This is a genomic window from Janthinobacterium sp. PC23-8, assembly GCF_002250505.1.
Lineage (GTDB): Bacteria > Pseudomonadota > Gammaproteobacteria > Burkholderiales > Burkholderiaceae_D > Janthinobacterium.
In genome coordinates this window covers 1,828,154-1,845,637 of record NZ_NJGY01000001.1, presented here as the reverse complement: position 1 = coordinate 1,845,637, position 17,484 = coordinate 1,828,154, and the positions used below count along the sequence as shown (strand labels likewise).

Below are 17,484 nucleotides of genomic sequence, written 5' to 3'. Positions count from 1 at the left end.
ACTGTTTATTGCTCGCTGCCGCTGCTGTCGGCGGCGCCACCGCTCTTGCTGCGGGTGCTGCGGCGTGGCGGACGTTTTTTCTTGACGGCGCCGGGTGCGGCGTTGGCGCTGGCCAGCAGCGCTTCGCGCGTCTCTTCATCGCCTTCGTAGAAGGCGGTCCACCATTCGCCAAGCTCGGTGTCGATCTCGCCCGAGGCACAGCGCAGCAGCAGGAAGTCGTAGCCGGCGCGGAAGCGCAAATGCTCGAGCAGCTTGTGCGGGGCCTTGCCGACCCGGCGCTCGAAGCGAGGCTGCATCGACCAGATATCGCGCATGTCCGAACCGATCTTGCGCTGCAGGGCCAGCTTTTCCGTTTGCGAATCGAGCACGTCGTCGGCCGCCAGGTGCAGCGCGGGGATGGTCGATTCGCCGGCGGCGCGGTAGGCGGTCCATTTTTCCAGCACCTGATGCCACAGCAGGGAAGCGAACAGGAAGCCTGGCGAGACCGTCTTGCCGGCGGCAATGCGGGCATCGGTGGCGTCCAGCGCCAGGGTGACGAACTTGGCGCCCAGCGGCTGCTCCAGCACCACGTCGAGCAGCGGCAGCAGGCCGTGATGCAGGCCTTCCTTGCGCAGTTGCTGCAGGCACGCCAGCGCGTGGCCGCTCATCAGCAGTTTGAGCATTTCATCGAACACGCGCGGCGCCGGCACATTGTTGATCAAGGGCGCCATCACGGCGATCGGTTCGGCCGTGTGCGGCTCGATGGTGAATTTGAGCTTGGCGGCGAAGCGCACCACGCGCAGCATGCGCACCGGGTCTTCGCGGTAGCGCTCTTCCGGTTTGCCGATCATGCGCAGGGTTTTGGCGCGGATGTCTTCCGCGCCGCCGTGGTAGTCCAGCACTTCCTGCGTGGCCGGGTTGTAGTACATGGCGTTGATGGTGAAGTCGCGGCGCAGCGCGTCTTCGTGCTGCAGGCCGAAGGTATTGTCGCGCAGCACGCGGCCATGTTCATCTTTCGGCGCCGAATCGGCGCCGGCGCCGCGGAAGGTCGTCACTTCCAGCAAGTCCTGGCCGAACATCACGTGCACGATCTGGAAGCGCTTGCCGATGATAAAGGCGCGGCGGAACAAGCGCTTGACCTGTTCCGGCGTGGCGTTGGTGGCGATGTCGAAGTCTTTCGGTTTCACGCCCAGCAGCAGGTCGCGCACGGCGCCGCCCACCACGAACGCCTCGAAGCCCGCTTCCTGCAGGCTGCTGGTGACGCGGATGGCGTTCGAGGTCACCAGTTTCGGATCGATTCCGTGTTGCGCGGGGCCGAGCACGGTGGCTACCGTGGTGTCGCGCGCTGCCTCTTTTTTAACGCCGAGGATCTTGCGGATGAATTTTTTAATCATTGAATAAGTGGAGTGATGGCCAGCCGTGGAGGGATGCGTGTGCGCTCAAAGCGGCGTTGGGGTTGGTGGCGACCGGGTGGGTCACCACCGACAACAGGGGGATGTCGTTATGCGAGTCGCTGTAGAAATAACTGCGTTCGAACTGGCCCAGTTCCTTGCCCAGCTTTTCCAGCCAGGCATGGGTATGGGTCAGCTTGCCGGCGCCCAGGGTCGGCGTGCCGATGAGTTTGCCCGTCACATTGCCGTCGGCGTCGTATTCGGGCATGGCGGCGATCAGGTGCTCGACGCCCAGGGCGGCGGCGATCGGCCTGGTGACGAATTGGTTGGTGGCCGTGACGATGGCGATCAGGTCGCCCGCGTCCTGGTGCTGTTTCAGCAGCGCCACGACTTCGGGACGGATCGCCGGCAGCACGACTTCGGCCATGAATTGCGCATGCAGTTCGTCCAGGCGCGCGCGCGGGAACTGCGCCAGGTTGCCGAGCGCGAATTCCAGGTATTCCACCGCGTCCAGGGTGCCGGCCTGGTATTGGGCAAAAAAGCCGTCATTGCGGCGCGTAAATTCGGTGGCGTCCACCACGCCGCTGCGTACCAGAAATTCGCCCCACTCGTGATCGGAGTCGATGGGCAGCAGGGTGTGGTCGAGGTCAAACAGGGCCAGATTCATCATTCTTTCGCTTCCGCCTGCAACAACTCGCGCAACAAGGGCAAGGTGATCGGACGTTGGGTTTCAAGGGAGTAGAGGTCGAGTGAGTCCAGCATCGTCGACAGCGAACGCATGTCGCGCCGGAAATGGGACAGCAGATAGGGTAACACGCCGGGCGACAAGGTCAAGCCGCGGGTGGTGGCCGCTTGTGTCAGGGCGGCAATTTTTTCATCGTCGGTCAGGCCATGGATCTGGTAGATCAGGCCCCAGCCCATGCGCGTGCGCAAGTCTTCGCGCACCGGCAGCACGGCCGGCGGCACGGCGCCGCTGCACACCATGTAGGCCTGGTTGGCGCGGATTTCATTGAACAGGGCAAAGGCGTCGATCTGCGCCAGCGGCGACAGCTTTTCGCAGTCGTCGAGCAGGTACAGGTCGACCTCGGGAGAGTAGAGGAATTCGGACTCGATCGAAAACGGCGAAATATAGCGCGCGCGCTCGGTGCTGGCCAGGGCCTTGAGCAGATGGCTCTTGCCGGCGGCCAGCTCGCCCCACAGGTAGGCAAAATGTTCGCGCGCCGTGCGCGCGGCGAACTGGCGCATCAACTGCGCCACTTCGGCATTTTGTCCCACCTCGAAGGTATCGAGGCTGTGCGCCTGGTCTGTGCCGAGATCGAGCACCAGTTGTTTCATGGCGTACGCCTTGTCCTGTTTTTCATTACTGCGTATGCGTCGTCGCTGTTGTTGTTAGTTTCATATTGTAAAAGCTGATATTCAAGTATTATAGAAGCTGCTGGCAAGGTAGTGGCGTCTTAGATGCTTGAAAGCGACCATTAACACGGCGGAAGCGGGCAAAGCGAGCAGTACGCCGACGAAACCGAATAGTTGGCCGAAAGCGAGCAGGGCGAAGATGACGGCCAGCGGATTCAAGCCGATGCGCTCGCCGACCAGGCGCGGCGTGAGGAAAAAGCCTTCGATCAGCTGGCCGCAGCCATAGATCACGGCCACCGCCACCACGCCGCTCCAGTCGGCAAACTGCAGCAGGGCGGCGATCAGCGCCAGCACCAGGCCGAGACCAAAACCCAGATACGGAATGAATACCAGCAAACCGGTGATGATGCCCACCGGCAGCGCCACTTCAAAGTCGGCGATCGACAGCGCGATCGAATAATAGGCCGCCAGCACCAGCATCACCAGCAACTGGCCGCGCAGGTATTGCGCCAGCAGGGTGTCGACTTCCTGCGCCATGGCCACCGTGCGGCCGACCCAGCGCCGTGGCACGCTGCCGGCGATGCGCGCCAGCATGGGGTGCCAGTCCAGCAGCAGGTAGAACAGCACCACGGGAATCAGCACCACGGTGGCCAGCCAGCCCAGCACGGCCGTGCCGCCGATGCGCGCCGAGGCCAGCACCGTGCTCCAGATCTCGTCGCCGCTGGTGGCCATCTGCTGGCTCAGCATGCGTTTGATGCCGGTGCCGTCCAGGCGCACGCGGATGCCCAGGTCGCGCAGTTTCGGCGCGATCACGTCATTGGTCTTGTTCAGGAATTGCGGGATCTGCGCCTGCAGCAGCGGGATTTCCTTTTGCAGCACCGGCACCACGATCAGCACCAGCGCCGTGAGCGCGAGGAAGAACAGCAGCACCACCAGCAGCACCGCCAGCGGGCGCGGCAGGTGGAAGCGCCGGTAATGCAGGCGTTGCAAACGGTCCACGCCTGGATTGAGCACATAGGCCAGCACGGCGGCGGCCAGGAAAGGCGTCAGGATGGGGCCCAGCATGAGCAGCAACAGCAGCAACGCCAGCCAGACCGCAGTCCAAAATGCTGTTTGCTTCTGTTCGGCGGTGATGGCAAAGGGCATGTGGTTTCTGTTTTTGCGTTAAAAAAAGGCAGTTAATTACAAACTCAGGGGTCAGTTTGATAAAATAGCGGCTTGATCGACCGAATTGACCGGCTGGCGCGCCGCTCGCACAAGGCTTGCACCCCTTGCTGCGCACCTGTGCCGGCGGTTGTCCGTTTCCATTCCGCCTTCTATTTTACCGCCTCCGCTGCCACCACACCATGAACCAGACTTCTAATGTTTCCCTTTCCTACCGTGACGCTGGCGTCGATATCGACGCAGGCGACGCTCTAGTCGAAGCAATCAAGCCTTACGCCAAGCGCACCCTGCGCGAAGGCGTGATGGGCGGCCTGGGCGGTTTTGGCGCCATGTTTGAAATCAGCAAGAAGTACAAGGAACCGGTGCTGGTCTCGGGCACCGACGGCGTGGGCACCAAATTGCGCCTGGCGTTCGAACTGAACCGCCACGACACGGTCGGCATCGACCTGGTCGCCATGAGCGTCAACGACATCCTGGTGCAGGGCGCCGAGCCGCTGTTCTTCCTCGACTACTTCGCTTGCGGCAAGCTCGACGTGGCGATCGCCACCGACGTCATCAAGGGCATCGCCCAGGGTTGCGAACAGGCCGGCTGCGCGCTGATCGGCGGCGAAACGGCGGAAATGCCGAGCATGTACCCGGCCGGCGAATACGACCTGGCAGGCTTTGCCGTCGGCGCCGTGGAGAAAGCCAACATCATCGACGGCACGAAAATCGCCGCCGGCGACGTGGTGCTGGGCCTGGCCTCGTCGGGCGTGCACTCGAACGGTTACTCGCTGGTGCGCAAGATCATCGAAGTGGCCAAACCGGACCTGGAAGGCGACTTCCACGGCCGCAAGCTGGCCGACGTGCTGATGCAGCCGACGCGTATCTACGTCAAGCCGCTGCTGGCGCTGATGGCTTCGATGGAAGTCAAAGGCATGGTCCACATCACCGGTGGCGGCCTGGTGGAAAACATTCCACGCGTGCTGCAGCCTGGCCTGGTGGCCGAGCTGGACTCGAAAGCCTGGACCATGCCACCGCTGTTCACCTGGCTGCAACAGCATGGCGGCGTGGCTGATGCTGAAATGCACCGCGTGTTCAACTGCGGCATCGGCATGACCGTCATCGTGTCGGCCGACAACGCTGCCGCCGCGATTGCCCAGCTGCAAGAAGCGGGCGAAACCGTGTACACCATCGGCACCATTCGTGCCCGTAACGGCGACGAGCACCAGACCATCGTCATCTAAGACGTCGCAGTCGATAAAAAGCAGGCCGCTTGCGCGCGCCTGCTTTTTTTACGGCTTGAGGATCTTGTCCACCTTCGCGCAGCGCAGCCGGAACGCATCGGGCATTTTCGAACCGAGCAGCGGGCGCAGGTAAAGGCGGAAGGCATCGGTCACATCGGTGCCGCTTTCACTGATGAATTCGTCTTCCATGGTGCGCGTCTTGCCGGCCACCTCCGTCAACGGCAGCAGTTCGTAGTCGACCGAGTAGTAGCCGGTGCGCTTGATGGCGACCGAGCCGTCGCGGTCTCCCCACATGGCGTACTGCACGGCTTTTTCGCCGACCTCGCGCGCTTCGCGCTGGTCGACATCCGACACGCAGCCGATGAACGAGCGCTGCAGATAGCCGAAGGTGTCGCCGCGCACGCGCTTGATGCCGAGTTTTTGCTTGATCTCGTCGCACAGCAGGTCGGCCAGCGCGCCGGTGCCGGACAATTGCACATTGCCGTGGTCATCGCGCTCGATTTCTTTGGCGAGCAGGCTGGCGATGGCCTCGCCCGACGCATCGTGGATGCCTTCGGAGACGGCGATCACGCAGCGGCCATGTTTCTCATACATCGCCTTCACGTCGGCAAGAAACTGTTCCAGCACAAACGTGCGTTCCGGCACATAGATCAGGTGCGGCCCGTCGTCGGGAAATTTTTTGCCCAGCGCGGATGCGGCCGTCAGAAAGCCCGCATGGCGGCCCATCACCACGCCCACGTACACGCCGGGCAGGGCTGCGTTGTCGAGGTTGGCGCCGGCAAACGCTTGCGCGACGAAACGCGCGGCCGAGGGAAAGCCCGGCGTATGGTCGCTGCCGACCAGGTCGTTGTCGATGGTTTTCGGGATATGGATGCAGCGCAGCGGGTAGCCGGCCTTGTGCGCTTGCTCGCTGACGATGCGCACCGTGTCGGACGAATCGTTGCCACCGATATAAAAGAAGTGTTCGATCTCGTGCGCGCGCAGCACCTGGAAGATTTGCTGGCAGTAGGCGATATCGGGCTTGTCGCGCGTGGAGCCGAGTGCCGACGAGGGCGTGGCGGCCACCAGTTCGAGGTTGTGGCTGGTTTCCTGCGTCAGGTCGATAAAGTCTTCATTGATAATGCCGCGCACGCCGTGCAGCGCGCCGTAGACGCGCGTGACGTGCTGGAAGCGCCGCGATTCGAGCACCACGCCCACCAGCGACTGGTTGATGACGGCGGTGGGGCCACCGCCTTGCGCAACAAGAATTTTTCCGGACGGCATAGGATCTCCTGGCAAGTAACACGGCCCTCCAGCCTACTCCTTTTTGGCCGCCGCGCCGTGTTTTCCGATATGCCGGTCGAGGAAGCGTTCGGCCCGCGACCAGAAATCGACGCGGTTCTTCGGCAGCGACCAGCCGTGGCCCTCTTCCTCGTACACCACCCATTCGACCTGCCGGTTATGCTGCTTCATGGCTGCATGGAATTGCTTGCCGTGATACAGCGGCACGCGCTGGTCGAGCGCGCCATAGGCCAGCAGCAGCGGCTGGGTGATGCGCGCAGCCTGGGCGATCGGCGAGGTGGCCTTGAACTGCGCCGCATCCTTGACCGGGTCGCCGATCAGTTCGGGCATGCCGTAGTGTTTCCAGTCGTCGCTCATGTCCGAGGCAAAGCTCCAGTGGCCCGTATAGAGCAGGCCGATATCGGTCACGCCCGCCAGGTCGATGCCGCAGCGGTACAGGTCCGGATCGTTGACCAGCCCCATCAGTGCCGCATAGCCGCCATAGCTGCCGCCGGCGATGCAGATGCGCTGGCCGTCCGCCACGCCCTGTTGCACCGCCCAGCGCGCGCCATCGGCGATGTCGTCCTGCATTTTCAGGCCCCATTGCTTCCAGCCGGCATGAAAAAGCTTGCTGCCAAAACCGGTACTACCGCGAAATTCCGGTTCCAGCACGGCGTAGCCGCGCGAGGCCAGGAACTGCACTTCGCCGTGCCACTGCCAGGACGAGCCGCGCACATACGGGCCGCCACGCACCATCACCACCAGCGGCAAATTCCTGCCGTCGCTGTTGCCCGGCAGCGTCAGCCAGGCGGGGATCGTCAGGCCGTCGCGCGCCGCATAGTGCACCAGCTTTTGCCGGCTCATCTGCGCGGCCTGGATGCGCGGCATTGAGGCGCCGATCGGTGTCAATTGCCCCGTTTTGCTGTCAAGCAGGGAAAAACTGACCGGCTGCACGTCGGCGTACGAGGCGACCACCAGGAAGGGCGTCGCCGCCCTGGGCGCGACCGAGATCAGGTTGACGGTGTGCGGCAGCGCCGCATCGATGCCGGCCTGGGTGGCGGCCATGGCTTGGTCGAACCAGCGCGTGCCGCGCCGCTCGGCCAGGTAGCGCAGGCCCAGCAGCTTGCCCTTGCCGACCAACAGGCTGCCGCTGAAATCATAGCCATCGAGCGCCATCACGGGCGCCGGGTCGATACGGTTGGCGGCCAGGTCGTAGGCGTACAGGTTCAGGGTGTCGCTATCGATGCGGGCGCTCACGTACAGCGTGCCGTCGGGGCCGAAGGCGAGCGGCGTAAAGGCGTCCTTGCCCTTCAGGTAGGCGTCGAATTGCGCCAGCTGGCGCCAGGCGCCGCTGGCCGGGTCGCGGTACTGGATGGTTTCAACATTGCGTGCTTTGGTGACGGCGATGCGCGGCTCGCCGTCCTGGTCCAGCAGCCAGCGGCGCACCTTGCCGGGCGCTGCCACGGGCGTGCTGCGGCCGGTGATGGTGTCGAGCCGCAGCAGGGCCGTGTAGTCGACTTCGCGCCTGGCGGTGTAGACGGTGCTGCGCACGTAAATGAAGCTGGAGTCTTGCGCGCCGCGCTGGCCCGTCAGCCAGGTATGCCAGGGCAGCGGCTTGTAGATCGAGGTCGACAGATTGGGCGCAAAGCCGCGCTCGGCCAGCTGGCGAAAGTCGCTGCCGTCGCGGTTGACGGCGTACAGGCCGGGCGCGTAGCGCTGCTCGCCGGGAGCGTTTTGGTAGTCGCGCGTGGAGAGCACCAGGCGCTCGGGATTGACCCATTCCACCTCGCCCACGTCGGCATCGTCGAACTGCGCCACCACCTTGATGGTTTGATCGAGCACGTTGACCACCGCCAGGCGCTTGCGCCCGTTCGGCCCCAGCACCAGCACGGCCAGGTGGCGCGCATCGGGTGACAGCCGCACGTCGCTGAACTCGGGGTTGGCAAAAAAGTCGGCAATCGGCGGGGCTGCTGCAGCGGCGCTCATGACGTTGCCGCTTGCCAGCGCGGTGGCAGCAAGCAGGTAAAAGCTGCCGAATACAAGGCGGCGCAACTTCTGGAGCAGCATATTGTTCTTTTGAAATTAATAAAAAGAAATATATTATCAGCAATGTATATTGTTTGCTACTCCGGCGCCCGGATATGGTCGACCAGCCCCGTGCTGCGCCGGCCCGGCGCCGGCGTCAGCAGGCTGACCAATATGGTGGTCAGCATGCCGGCCGGCATGCCGAAAATGCCGGCGGCGATCGGTGCGATATGGAACCACTGGCCGGCCGGTCCGCCACCGAGCATGGGACTGGTTTGCAGCATGTAGTACAGGCACACGCCAAAGCCTGTCAGCATGCCGGCCACGGCGCCATGGTGGTTGGCGCGCTTCCAGAACACGCCCAGCACCAGCGCGGGGAACAGGCTCGAGGCGGCCAGCGAAAAGGCGATGCCGACCAGCGACAAAATATCGGCCGGCTTCTGCGAGGCGGCATAGGCGGCGATAAAGGCCACCGCCAGCAGCAGCAGTTTCGAGATCGTCACGCGCTTTTGTGTCGAGGCGGTCGGGTCGACCACCTTGTAATAGATATCGTGCGACAGGCCGTTGGAAATGGCCAGCAGCAAGCCGTCCGCCGTCGACAGTGCGGCGGCCAGGCCGCCGGCGGCCACCAGGCCCGAGATCACATACGGCAGGCCGGCGATCTCGGGCGTGGCCAGCACCAGCACGTCGGCGTCGATGGCAATTTCGGCCAGCTGCACCACGCCGTCGCGGTTGACGTCGACGATGCTGATCAGGGGGGTGAGCTTGTCGACATTGGCCCAGTACGAGACCCACGTTGGCAGGTGCGCGTATTGCGTGCCGACCAGGGCCGAATAGATATCGTATTTGACCAGCACCGCCAGCGCCGGGATCGTCAGGTAAATAAGCAGGATGAAGAACAGGGTCCAGAACACCGACACCCGGGTTTCATGCACCGATGGCGTGGTGTACGAGCGCATCAGGATATGCGGCAGGGCGGCCGTGCCCAGCATCATGCAGAAAACGAGTGCCAGGAAATTGTTGCGCTTGATATCGGACTGCGCGCGGTCGGGCGCGGGAAACGGCTGGGCGTGCGGCGTGATCGGCTCGGCCCGTTTCAAATTGACGGCCAGCGCCGCCTGCCAGCCGGCGCGCGCCTCTTCCGGGCTTTTCGGATAGGCGATCATGGCGCGCTCGGCGCTGCGGATATCGAACATCGAGGCGTTGCGCTTGCGCAGGATATCGAGCTGGCGCTGGGCCGCCAGCCGGCCCGCGTCCCACGAGGCGGGCAAGCCATCGAGCTCGAGCTGATAGTTGCGCGCGCGCTGGGCGTAGATATCGCGCACCTCCTGTTCTTTCGGATCGAGGCTCAGCACCTGCTCGCGCGCGCTCAGTTGCGTCAGCACCTTGCCGTAGGCGATTTGCGGCACCGGGTTGTCGGCATGCTTGACCGACAGCCACATGGCGGGAATCAAAAAGGCGACGACGATGATGATGTACTGCGCCACTTGGGTCCAGGTAATGGCGCGCATGCCGCCCAGGAAAGAACAGACCAGAATACTGGCCAGCCCCAGGAAAATGCCGACCGAAAAATCGACGCCCGTGAAGCGCGAAGCGATCAGGCCGACCGCGTAGATCTGTGCCACCACATAGGTGAACGACACCACGATGGTGGCGGCCACGGCCAGCACGCGCACCGGCGCGCCACGGCCGTCCGGTCCGCCCGCATAGCGCGCCGCCAGGAAATCGGGAATCGTGTACTGGCCGAACTTGCGCAAATACGGCGCGATCAGGAGCGACACCAGGCAATAGCCGCCGGTCCAGCCCATGATGAAGGCCAGGCCGTCGAAGCCGTTCAGGTACAGCCCGCCCGCCAGGCTGATGAAGCTGGCCGCCGAGATCCAGTCGGCGGCCGTGGCCATGCCGTTGAACAGGGCCGGCACGCGCCGTCCGGCCACATAGTATTCGGTGACGTTCGAGGTGCGGCTGATGACGCCGATGGTGGCGTACAGAGTGATGGTGGCGAACATGAACAGATAGCCGATCCACACGCGCGACATGCCCTCCTGCTCGAGCACCGTCAAGGCCAGCAAAAAGGCGGCGAAACCGGCCGAAAACAGCAGATAGTAGCGCGCCAGGCGCTGGAACAAGGTGCGCGGCGCGCTCATGGCATTTCCTCCGCCTGGCATTGCTGGTCGAGCCGGCGCATGCGCCAGGCATAGCAGCCGAGGATGGCCAGGTAGACCAGTGACGCGCCCTGGGCCGCCATATAGAACGGCAGCGGCCAGCCGAACAGCTGCAGGTGCAGCAGTTCGCGCGCGTAAAACACGGTCAGGAAGCCCGTCAGCAGCCACACCAGCAGCAGCAGCGCCGTCAGTCGCTGCGTGGCTTTCCAGTGCGCGGCGCGGCGCGCCAGCAGGGCGGCGCTGGGGTGGCTCGCCGGCTTGGTCTTATCCATAGGTAATCTCGTCCTCGAGCGGGGGGGGCGGCGGCAGCACGGTGATCGACAGGCGCAGCAGGGTACCCGGCAACTTGGGCGTCTGTGCGCGCGGATTGTGAAAGATGTCGACTTCGGCACCATGTTGCTGGGCAATTTCGCGCACGATGGCCAGGCCCAGGCCGCTGCCGTCGACATTGCTGCCAAGAATGCGATAAAAGCGTTCGAACACGTGGCTGCGTTCGGCCTGGGGAATGCCGGGCCCCGTGTCTTCCACTTCCAGGATGGCCTGCTCTGGCGTGCCGCGCACGCGCACCGTCACGCTGCCGCCGGCCGGTGTATAGCGCAGCGCGTTGTCGATCAGGTTGCCCAGCAGTTCGCGCAGCATCAGGGGATTGCCAGAAATCAATACCGGCTGCGTCGCCTGCTCGAAGCCCAGGTCGATCCGGTGGGCAAACGAGGCTTGCACCCAGTCATGCACCACGGCGCGCGCCAGCTCGCTCAGTTCCAGCGGCTCGAAGGCTGTGCCCGCCTGCGGCTGGTTTTCCGCGCGTGCCAGGGCCAGCAGCTGGTTGACCAGGCGCGTGGCCGCCTCCGAACTTCTGGCCAGTTGCAGCAGCGAGCGGTGGATCTCGTCCTGGTCGGTCTGGCGCAGGGCCAGTTCGGACTGCATGCGCATGCCGGCCAGCGGCGTTTTCATCTGGTGGGCGGCGTCGGCGATAAAGCGCTTCTGCATGTCGATCGACAGCGACAGGCGCGAAAGCATGTCGTTGAGCGAGCCGACCAGCGGCGTGATTTCCTCGGGCACCTGGTCCGTATCGATGGGCGAGAGGTCATCGGGCGGCCTGGCCCGTATGCGTTCCTGCAACTGCGCCAGCGGCGACAGGCCGCGCGACAGCGCAAACCAGACCAGCGCCAGAATCACGGGCAGGATGATGAACTGCGGCAGGATCACGCCCTTGATGATTTCATTGGCCAGTTGGGCCCGCTTTTCCAGGGTTTCGGCCACCTGCACCAGCGCGCGGCCATCGTCGCCGCTGGCGTTGTCGGGAGTGTCGATATACGAAAAGGCCACGCGCACCGGCGCGCCATGCACGGCGTCATTGCGAAACAGCACCGCGCCGCTGCGGTAGCGCTCGGCATCCTGCGGCGGCGGCAGGTCGCGGTCGCCGGCCAGGTAGCGGCCCTGCTGGTCGAGCACCAGGTAATACACGGCGTCGACATCGTCGCCGCGCAGCACGTCGCGCGCATAGGTGCCGGGGCGGCCGGGTAACTGGCCTTGCCGGCTGCCGTCGGCTTGCTTGAATTGTTGCACCAGCATCGTGACATTGTCTTCCAGTACATGGTCGAACGGCTGGTTGGCGATGCCCTTGGCCACCAGGTAGGTGATGGCGATGCTCATCGGCCACAGCAGCAGCAGCGGCGCCAGCATCCAGTCGAGGATCTCGCCGAACAGCGAATGCTGGATGGTTTCATCCTGTTCGCTGGTGGGCGGTTCGTACCAGTCGTCCTCGGCCGCCTCGTCCGCTGGCGCTACACTCGGCTTCACTTGCCGGCGTCGCCGGCGTCGAGGGGCGGGCGCGCTTCCGTGTATTTCTCCAGGCAATAGCCGAGGCCGCGCACGGTGGCGATGCGCACGCCGCCGACCTCGATCTTCTTGCGCAGCCGGTGCACATACACTTCGATGGCGTTGTTCGACACTTCCTCGCCCCATTCGCACAAATGGTCGACCAGTTGTTCTTTCGAGACCAGCCGGCCGGTGCGGCCCAGCAGGATTTCCAGCAGGCCCAGTTCGCGCGCCGACAGGTCGATCATCTGCTCGTTGATATACGCGCTGCGCCCCACCTGGTCGTAGCTGAGCGGGCCGTGCCTGATGACGGTGGCGCCGCCGCCGGCGCCGCGGCGGGTCAGGGCGCGCACTCTTGCCTCCAGTTCGGACAAGGCGAAGGGCTTGGCCATATAATCATCGGCACCGAGATCGAGGCCCTTGACTCTTTGTTCAATGGAATCGGCAGCCGTCAGGATCAGCACCGGCAGCAGGGACGCGCGGGCGCGCAGGCGGCGCAGCACTTCCAGGCCGCTCAATTTTGGCAGCCCCAGGTCGAGAATGAGCAGGTCGAATTCCTGGGTGGACAGGGCCGTATCGGCTTCCTGGCCATTCTTGACGCAGTCGATGGCATAGCCGGACTGGCGCAGCGAACGGGTCAGCCCGTCGGCCAGCACGCTATCATCTTCGGCAAGTAAAATACGCATGGCAGATTCCTAAGCTGGCGACATCAGAAGTGTGTATTGTGTTTTATTTTTCGCAAGGTGGCGAATATTTATGAAAAACGCGCCATGTTATGAGCTGTTTCAATTCAATTGCACGTTCCGCTTGCATTAAGCACTGTTTTTTTATACAGTAGTGGCTGTGATGCATTTTGCGCCGTACCCCTTTACACCTACGCGCCAGTTCGGGCTGAAAGAACACAATGGACGATAAAAGAGCTGTAGTACCCGCATCGGAAAAAGCCAAGGCGCTGGCCGCCGCGCTGGCACAGATCGAGAAGCAGTTTGGCAAAGGTTCGGTCATGCGCATGGACGCCAGCGCACCGATCGAAGAAGTGCAAGTCGTGTCGACCGGTTCGCTCGGCCTCGATATCGCGCTGGGCGTGGGCGGCTTGCCGCGCGGCCGCGTGGTGGAAATCTACGGTCCCGAGTCGTCGGGTAAAACCACGCTGACCTTGCAAACCATCGCCGAGATGCAAAAACTGGGCGGCACCTGCGCCTTTATCGACGCCGAGCACGCGCTCGACGTCGGCTACGCCCAGAAGCTGGGCGTGAACCTGCACGAACTGCTGATCTCGCAACCGGATACGGGCGAGCAGGCGCTGGAAATTTGCGACGCCCTCGTGCGTTCGGGCAGCGTCGACCTGGTCGTGATCGACTCGGTGGCGGCCCTGACGCCACGCGCCGAGATCGAAGGCGACATGGGCGACTCCTTGCCAGGCCTGCAGGCGCGCTTGATGTCGCAGGCGCTGCGCAAGCTGACCGGCTCGATCAACCGCACCAATACCCTGGTCATTTTCATCAACCAGATCCGCATGAAGATCGGCGTGATGTTCGGCAGCCCGGAAACGACTACCGGCGGCAATGCGCTGAAATTTTACGCCTCCGTGCGCCTGGACATCCGCCGCACCGGCTCGATCAAGTCGGGCGACGAAGTGATCGGCAACGAAACCAAGGTCAAGGTCGTCAAGAACAAGATCGCGCCACCGTTCAAGGAAGCGCACTTCGACATCCTGTACGGTGCCGGCACCTCGCGCGAAGGCGAAATCCTCGATCTCGGTTCGGATGCCAAGATCGTTGAAAAATCCGGTTCCTGGTACAGCTACAATGGCGAGCGCATCGGCCAGGGCAAGGACAACGCGCGCGCCTTCCTGCAAGAGCGCCCGGCGCTGGCGCGTGAAATCGAAAACAAGGTGCGCGCCTCGCTGGGCGTGCGCGAACTGCCGCCGCTGGCCGGTGAGAAGCCTGAAAAAGCCGATAAAGCCGCCGACAAGGCCGCCGACAAGGCTGCCAAGGCCGCAGAAGCAGCCAAGGCCGCCGAGTAAAGTTGCTAAAGCGGCTTGCCGCAAGATAGGGCTCCGATCGCCGTCCCGCGCTGTTGCGCCGGGCGGCGATTGTGTTTGTGTGGTGTGATCGGGCAATGCGTGAAATGAAAGACAAGGTGGGGGTATGGCCAGAGTGCAATTGAGCCTGAAGGGCAGGGCCTTGCGCTTTCTGTCGATGCGCGAACACAGCCGCATGGAGTTGCGCCGCAAGCTGCAGCGCCATGCGCAGGAGGGCGACGACGTGGAAGCCTTGCTCGACAGCCTGGAGCAGGCCAATTGGCTGTCGCAGGAACGCTTTTCCGAGTCGCTGATCCATCGCCGCTCGGCCCGCTTCGGCAACAGCCGCATCATGGCCGAACTGCAAAGCCATGGCATACAGGGCGAAGCCTTGCATGAACTCAAGGCCGGCCTGGCCGAAGGCGAGGCCGAACGTGCCTGCGAAGTATGGCGCCGCAAGTTCGGCACCGTGGCGCAGGACGCCGAACAGCGCAACAAGCAGATGCGTTTCCTGATGCAGCGCGGCTTTTCCCAGCGCGCCGTGCAAGTGGCCCTGAAAGGCCTGGACCCGGACGACGATCAATAATTGTTACCTTGCAGGCAAGGATCAGTTATTCTGCCCATGCGCGGTGGCGCATGGGCGCACTGGCGCTGTTTACCTTCGATACGGGACACCTGATGAGCAACTGGCATGCCGGCTACACGGCCGAAACCGCATACACGTACGGCTATTACACGGAATTGAACCCGCTGCGCACGCAGCTGCTGCTGCTGAACTGGGGGGTGCAGCCGCCCAAGGTCGGCACCGCATGCGAGCTCGGTTTTGGCCAGGGCATGAGCGTCAATATCCATGCGGCGGCGTCCGGCACGCGCTGGTATGGCAATGACTTCAATCCGGCCCAGACCGCTTTTGCGCAGGAACTGGCCGAGGTGTCGGGCAACGGCGCCGTGCTGTCCGAGCAGTCGTTCCAGGAGTTTTGCACGCGCGCCGACCTGCCCGACTTCGATTTTATCGCCCTGCACGGCATCTGGAGCTGGATTTCGCCGGAAAACCACGCACATATCTGCGACTTCCTGGCGCGCAAGCTCAAGCCCGGTGGCGTGCTGTACATCAGCTACAACACGCAGGCGGGCTGGGCGGCGATGGCGCCGATCCGTGACCTGATGGAGCAGCACAGCCGCGTGCTGAGCGCCCCGGGCCAGGATTCCCTGGCGCGCGTGAGCAGCGCGCTGTCCTTTGTCAACCGCATGATGGAAACCAAGCCGCGCTACCTGCAGGCCAATCCCACCATCGCCGTGCGGCTGCAGCAGCTCGGCGAGCAGGATCCGAATTACCTGTCGCACGAGTATTTCAATCATTACTGGCATACGGTGTCGTTCGCGGCCATCAGGCCGGTGCTGGCCGCCGCCAAGCTCGACTTCGCCGGGTCGGCCGCCTATCCCGACCACGTGCCGCTGCTGAACCTGTTGCCCGAACAGCTCGATTTCCTGGCGCAGATTCCCGACGCCACCTTCCGCGAAACCACCACCGACTTCATGGTCAACCGCCAGTTCCGCCAGGATTACTGGGTCAAGGGCAGCCGCCGGCTCAATGCCCATGAACAGGCGACCGCCTTGCGCGCCGTGCGCATCCTGCTGGTCGCGCCGCTTGAGCAGATCAGCATGAAAGTGACGGGCGCCCTGGGCGAAGCCGAGATGGACCGCGACAGCTATGCACCGCTGCTGGCATTGCTCGGTGACTACCAGCCGCACAGCATCGGCGAACTGCAGCAGCGCCTGCCGGAGAAGGTGGCCGAGCTCGGTAGTTTGCTGCAGATGCTGCTGGTGCTGGCGCATAAATCCTGCATTGCGCCAGTGCAGGACGATGCGGCGATCGCGCTGGCCAGGCCGGCCACGGCCAGGCTGAACCGGTATCTGCTGGAAAAAGCACTGGGGCGCACCGACCTGGCCGCGCTGGCCAGTCCGGTGACGGGCGGCGGTGTTGGTGTGTTTCATTTGCAACAGTTATTCCTGCTGGCCCGGCTGGAAGGACACGCGACGCCCGAGGCCTGGGTCGGTTTTGCCTGGCCGCTTTTCCGTGCACTGCAGCAAACGATGATGCGCAATGGCGTGGCGCTGACCAGCGAAGAGGATAATCTGGCCGAACTGAGCAAGCATGCGGAAAGCTTCTGCGTCACTGTGCTGCCGATTCTGCAAGCGCTGGGCGTCGCCGATTAGCACCGTCTGACCGGGGCCATGCCGCCAGCGGGACTGTGATTTTTATGATATCAATCATTCGCAAATCGAATGACTTGCTGAAAATCCCCGGTTTCTATTTATAATTTGAAATCCTTTTATCTCATCCATGAAAAATTTTGTTGCGGCGCAACCTGCGCGCAATGTGCTACACTTTTAGGGTTTTTGCGGCGCCGCAGGTGCGGTTGCTGTTCGTAGAAGCTGCGAACGGCGTGCTTTATGCACATGGCTGCTTACTAATTACGCCGCGCAAGCGGCATCGGTCTATGCCCCTGTCAACTCCCGTTTCCCGGCGCGCCTTACGGCACTCCCGCGTTATCGACGTCCAAGCGTATGTGCGCGACGACGGCCTGTGGGATATCGACGCGCACATTACCGACATCAAATCGTTCGACGTCAGCCTCGCCTCCGGCCCGCGACCCGCCGGCGCTCCCCTGCACGACCTCCATTTACGCATTACCGTCGATCGCACGCTGACCATTGTCGAGGCCGAAGCCGCCTCCGATGCCGTGCCCTATCCCGGCTTTTGCGATACCATCGGCCCCGCTTACAGGGAACTGATCGGTTTGAATTTATTGAAGAATTTCCGCCGCGACTTGAAACAGCGCCTGGCGGGAATCGCCGGCTGCACCCATTTGACCGAACTGGCGCAAGTCTTGCCGACTGCGACGGTTCAGGCATTTGCCGGCGATGTCTGGTCGACCCGCGACGGTGCGAATGCTGATTTGCCGCATGAAAAGCCGTTTCAACTCGACAAATGCCATGCCCTGCGCACCGATGGCGGGGCGGTTGCACGGTATTACCCGCGCTGGGTAGCCAAGGTGTGACCCCGGCGCTGTTTTTCC

15 protein-coding genes are annotated in these 17,484 nt (G+C 63.3%); 5 read left to right on the top strand and 10 right to left on the bottom strand.

Translation table 11 applies throughout. The features are described from left to right. Positions 1-5 precede the first annotated feature (5 nt). The 4 genes from pcnB to CD932_RS07935 form a co-directional block, all read right to left on the bottom strand. Positions 6-1,373: a polynucleotide adenylyltransferase PcnB gene (gene pcnB, locus CD932_RS07950; protein ID WP_094442159.1), complete on the bottom strand. Its 1,368-nt coding sequence runs from the start codon at positions 1,371-1,373 to the stop codon at positions 6-8. Continuing rightward, positions 1,366-2,037, bottom strand: a complete 672-nt coding sequence (locus tag CD932_RS07945) for an HAD family phosphatase (RefSeq protein ID WP_094442158.1) — start codon at positions 2,035-2,037, stop codon at positions 1,366-1,368. Before CD932_RS07945 ends, pcnB begins: the two co-directional genes overlap by 8 nt. Continuing rightward, positions 2,037-2,705 carry a DnaA regulatory inactivator Hda gene (hda, locus tag CD932_RS07940; protein ID WP_094442157.1) on the bottom strand — a complete coding sequence of 223 codons (669 nt, stop codon included), beginning with the start codon at positions 2,703-2,705 and terminating at the stop codon, positions 2,037-2,039. Before hda ends, CD932_RS07945 begins: the two co-directional genes overlap by 1 nt. Before the next feature lie 81 nt (positions 2,706-2,786). Beyond that, positions 2,787-3,869, bottom strand: coding sequence for an AI-2E family transporter (locus CD932_RS07935; RefSeq protein WP_094442156.1), 1,083 nt, complete (start codon positions 3,867-3,869; stop codon positions 2,787-2,789). 200 nt (positions 3,870-4,069) lie between these two features. Between CD932_RS07935 and purM the strand changes: the two genes are divergently transcribed. Beyond that, positions 4,070-5,113: a phosphoribosylformylglycinamidine cyclo-ligase gene (gene purM, locus CD932_RS07930; protein ID WP_094442155.1), complete on the top strand. Its 1,044-nt coding sequence runs from the start codon at positions 4,070-4,072 to the stop codon at positions 5,111-5,113. 48 nt (positions 5,114-5,161) lie between these two features. Here the strand turns inward: purM and CD932_RS07925 are convergent, their stop codons facing one another. The 6 genes from CD932_RS07925 to CD932_RS07900 are packed head-to-tail and all read right to left on the bottom strand — an operon-like array spanning position 5,162 to position 13,067. Beyond that, positions 5,162-6,376, bottom strand: coding sequence for a 6-phosphofructokinase (locus tag CD932_RS07925; RefSeq protein ID WP_094442154.1), 1,215 nt, complete (start codon positions 6,374-6,376; stop codon positions 5,162-5,164). 33 nt (positions 6,377-6,409) lie between these two features. Then, on the bottom strand, positions 6,410-8,440 hold the full coding sequence (locus CD932_RS07920; RefSeq protein ID WP_254926509.1) for a S9 family peptidase: 2,031 nt from the start codon (positions 8,438-8,440) through the stop codon (positions 6,410-6,412). Positions 8,441-8,496: 56 nt separating this feature from the next. After that, positions 8,497-10,545: a sodium:solute symporter family protein gene (locus CD932_RS07915; protein WP_094442153.1), complete on the bottom strand. Its 2,049-nt coding sequence runs from the start codon at positions 10,543-10,545 to the stop codon at positions 8,497-8,499. Beyond that, positions 10,542-10,835 carry a DUF4212 domain-containing protein gene (locus CD932_RS07910; protein ID WP_094442152.1) on the bottom strand — a complete coding sequence of 98 codons (294 nt, stop codon included), beginning with the start codon at positions 10,833-10,835 and terminating at the stop codon, positions 10,542-10,544. Before CD932_RS07910 ends, CD932_RS07915 begins: the two co-directional genes overlap by 4 nt. Further along, positions 10,828-12,363 carry a sensor histidine kinase gene (locus CD932_RS07905; protein WP_254926508.1) on the bottom strand — a complete coding sequence of 512 codons (1,536 nt, stop codon included), beginning with the start codon at positions 12,361-12,363 and terminating at the stop codon, positions 10,828-10,830. Before CD932_RS07905 ends, CD932_RS07910 begins: the two co-directional genes overlap by 8 nt. After that, positions 12,360-13,067, bottom strand: coding sequence for a response regulator transcription factor (locus CD932_RS07900; RefSeq protein ID WP_094442151.1), 708 nt, complete (start codon positions 13,065-13,067; stop codon positions 12,360-12,362). The genes CD932_RS07905 and CD932_RS07900 overlap by 4 nt, the downstream gene beginning before the upstream one ends. 218 nt (positions 13,068-13,285) lie before the next feature. Here CD932_RS07900 and recA point away from each other — a divergent pair, with 218 nt between their 5' ends. The 4 genes from recA to CD932_RS07880 all read left to right on the top strand — a co-directional run bounded on the left by recA (position 13,286) and on the right by CD932_RS07880 (position 17,466). Then, positions 13,286-14,407: a recombinase RecA gene (gene recA, locus CD932_RS07895; RefSeq protein ID WP_094442150.1), complete on the top strand. Its 1,122-nt coding sequence runs from the start codon at positions 13,286-13,288 to the stop codon at positions 14,405-14,407. A 124-nt stretch (positions 14,408-14,531) separates the two neighbouring features. Then, positions 14,532-14,990: a recombination regulator RecX gene (recX, locus tag CD932_RS07890; protein ID WP_094442149.1), complete on the top strand. Its 459-nt coding sequence runs from the start codon at positions 14,532-14,534 to the stop codon at positions 14,988-14,990. A 50-nt stretch (positions 14,991-15,040) separates the two neighbouring features. Next, positions 15,041-16,621 (top strand): class I SAM-dependent methyltransferase, encoded by a 1,581-nt coding sequence (locus CD932_RS07885; RefSeq protein ID WP_254926507.1) that lies wholly within the window; start codon positions 15,041-15,043, stop codon positions 16,619-16,621. A 284-nt stretch (positions 16,622-16,905) separates the two neighbouring features. Further along, complete coding sequence (locus CD932_RS07880) at positions 16,906-17,466, top strand: DUF2889 domain-containing protein (protein WP_094442148.1); 561 nt, start codon at positions 16,906-16,908, stop codon at positions 17,464-17,466. The last annotated feature ends 18 nt before the right edge of the window (positions 17,467-17,484 follow it).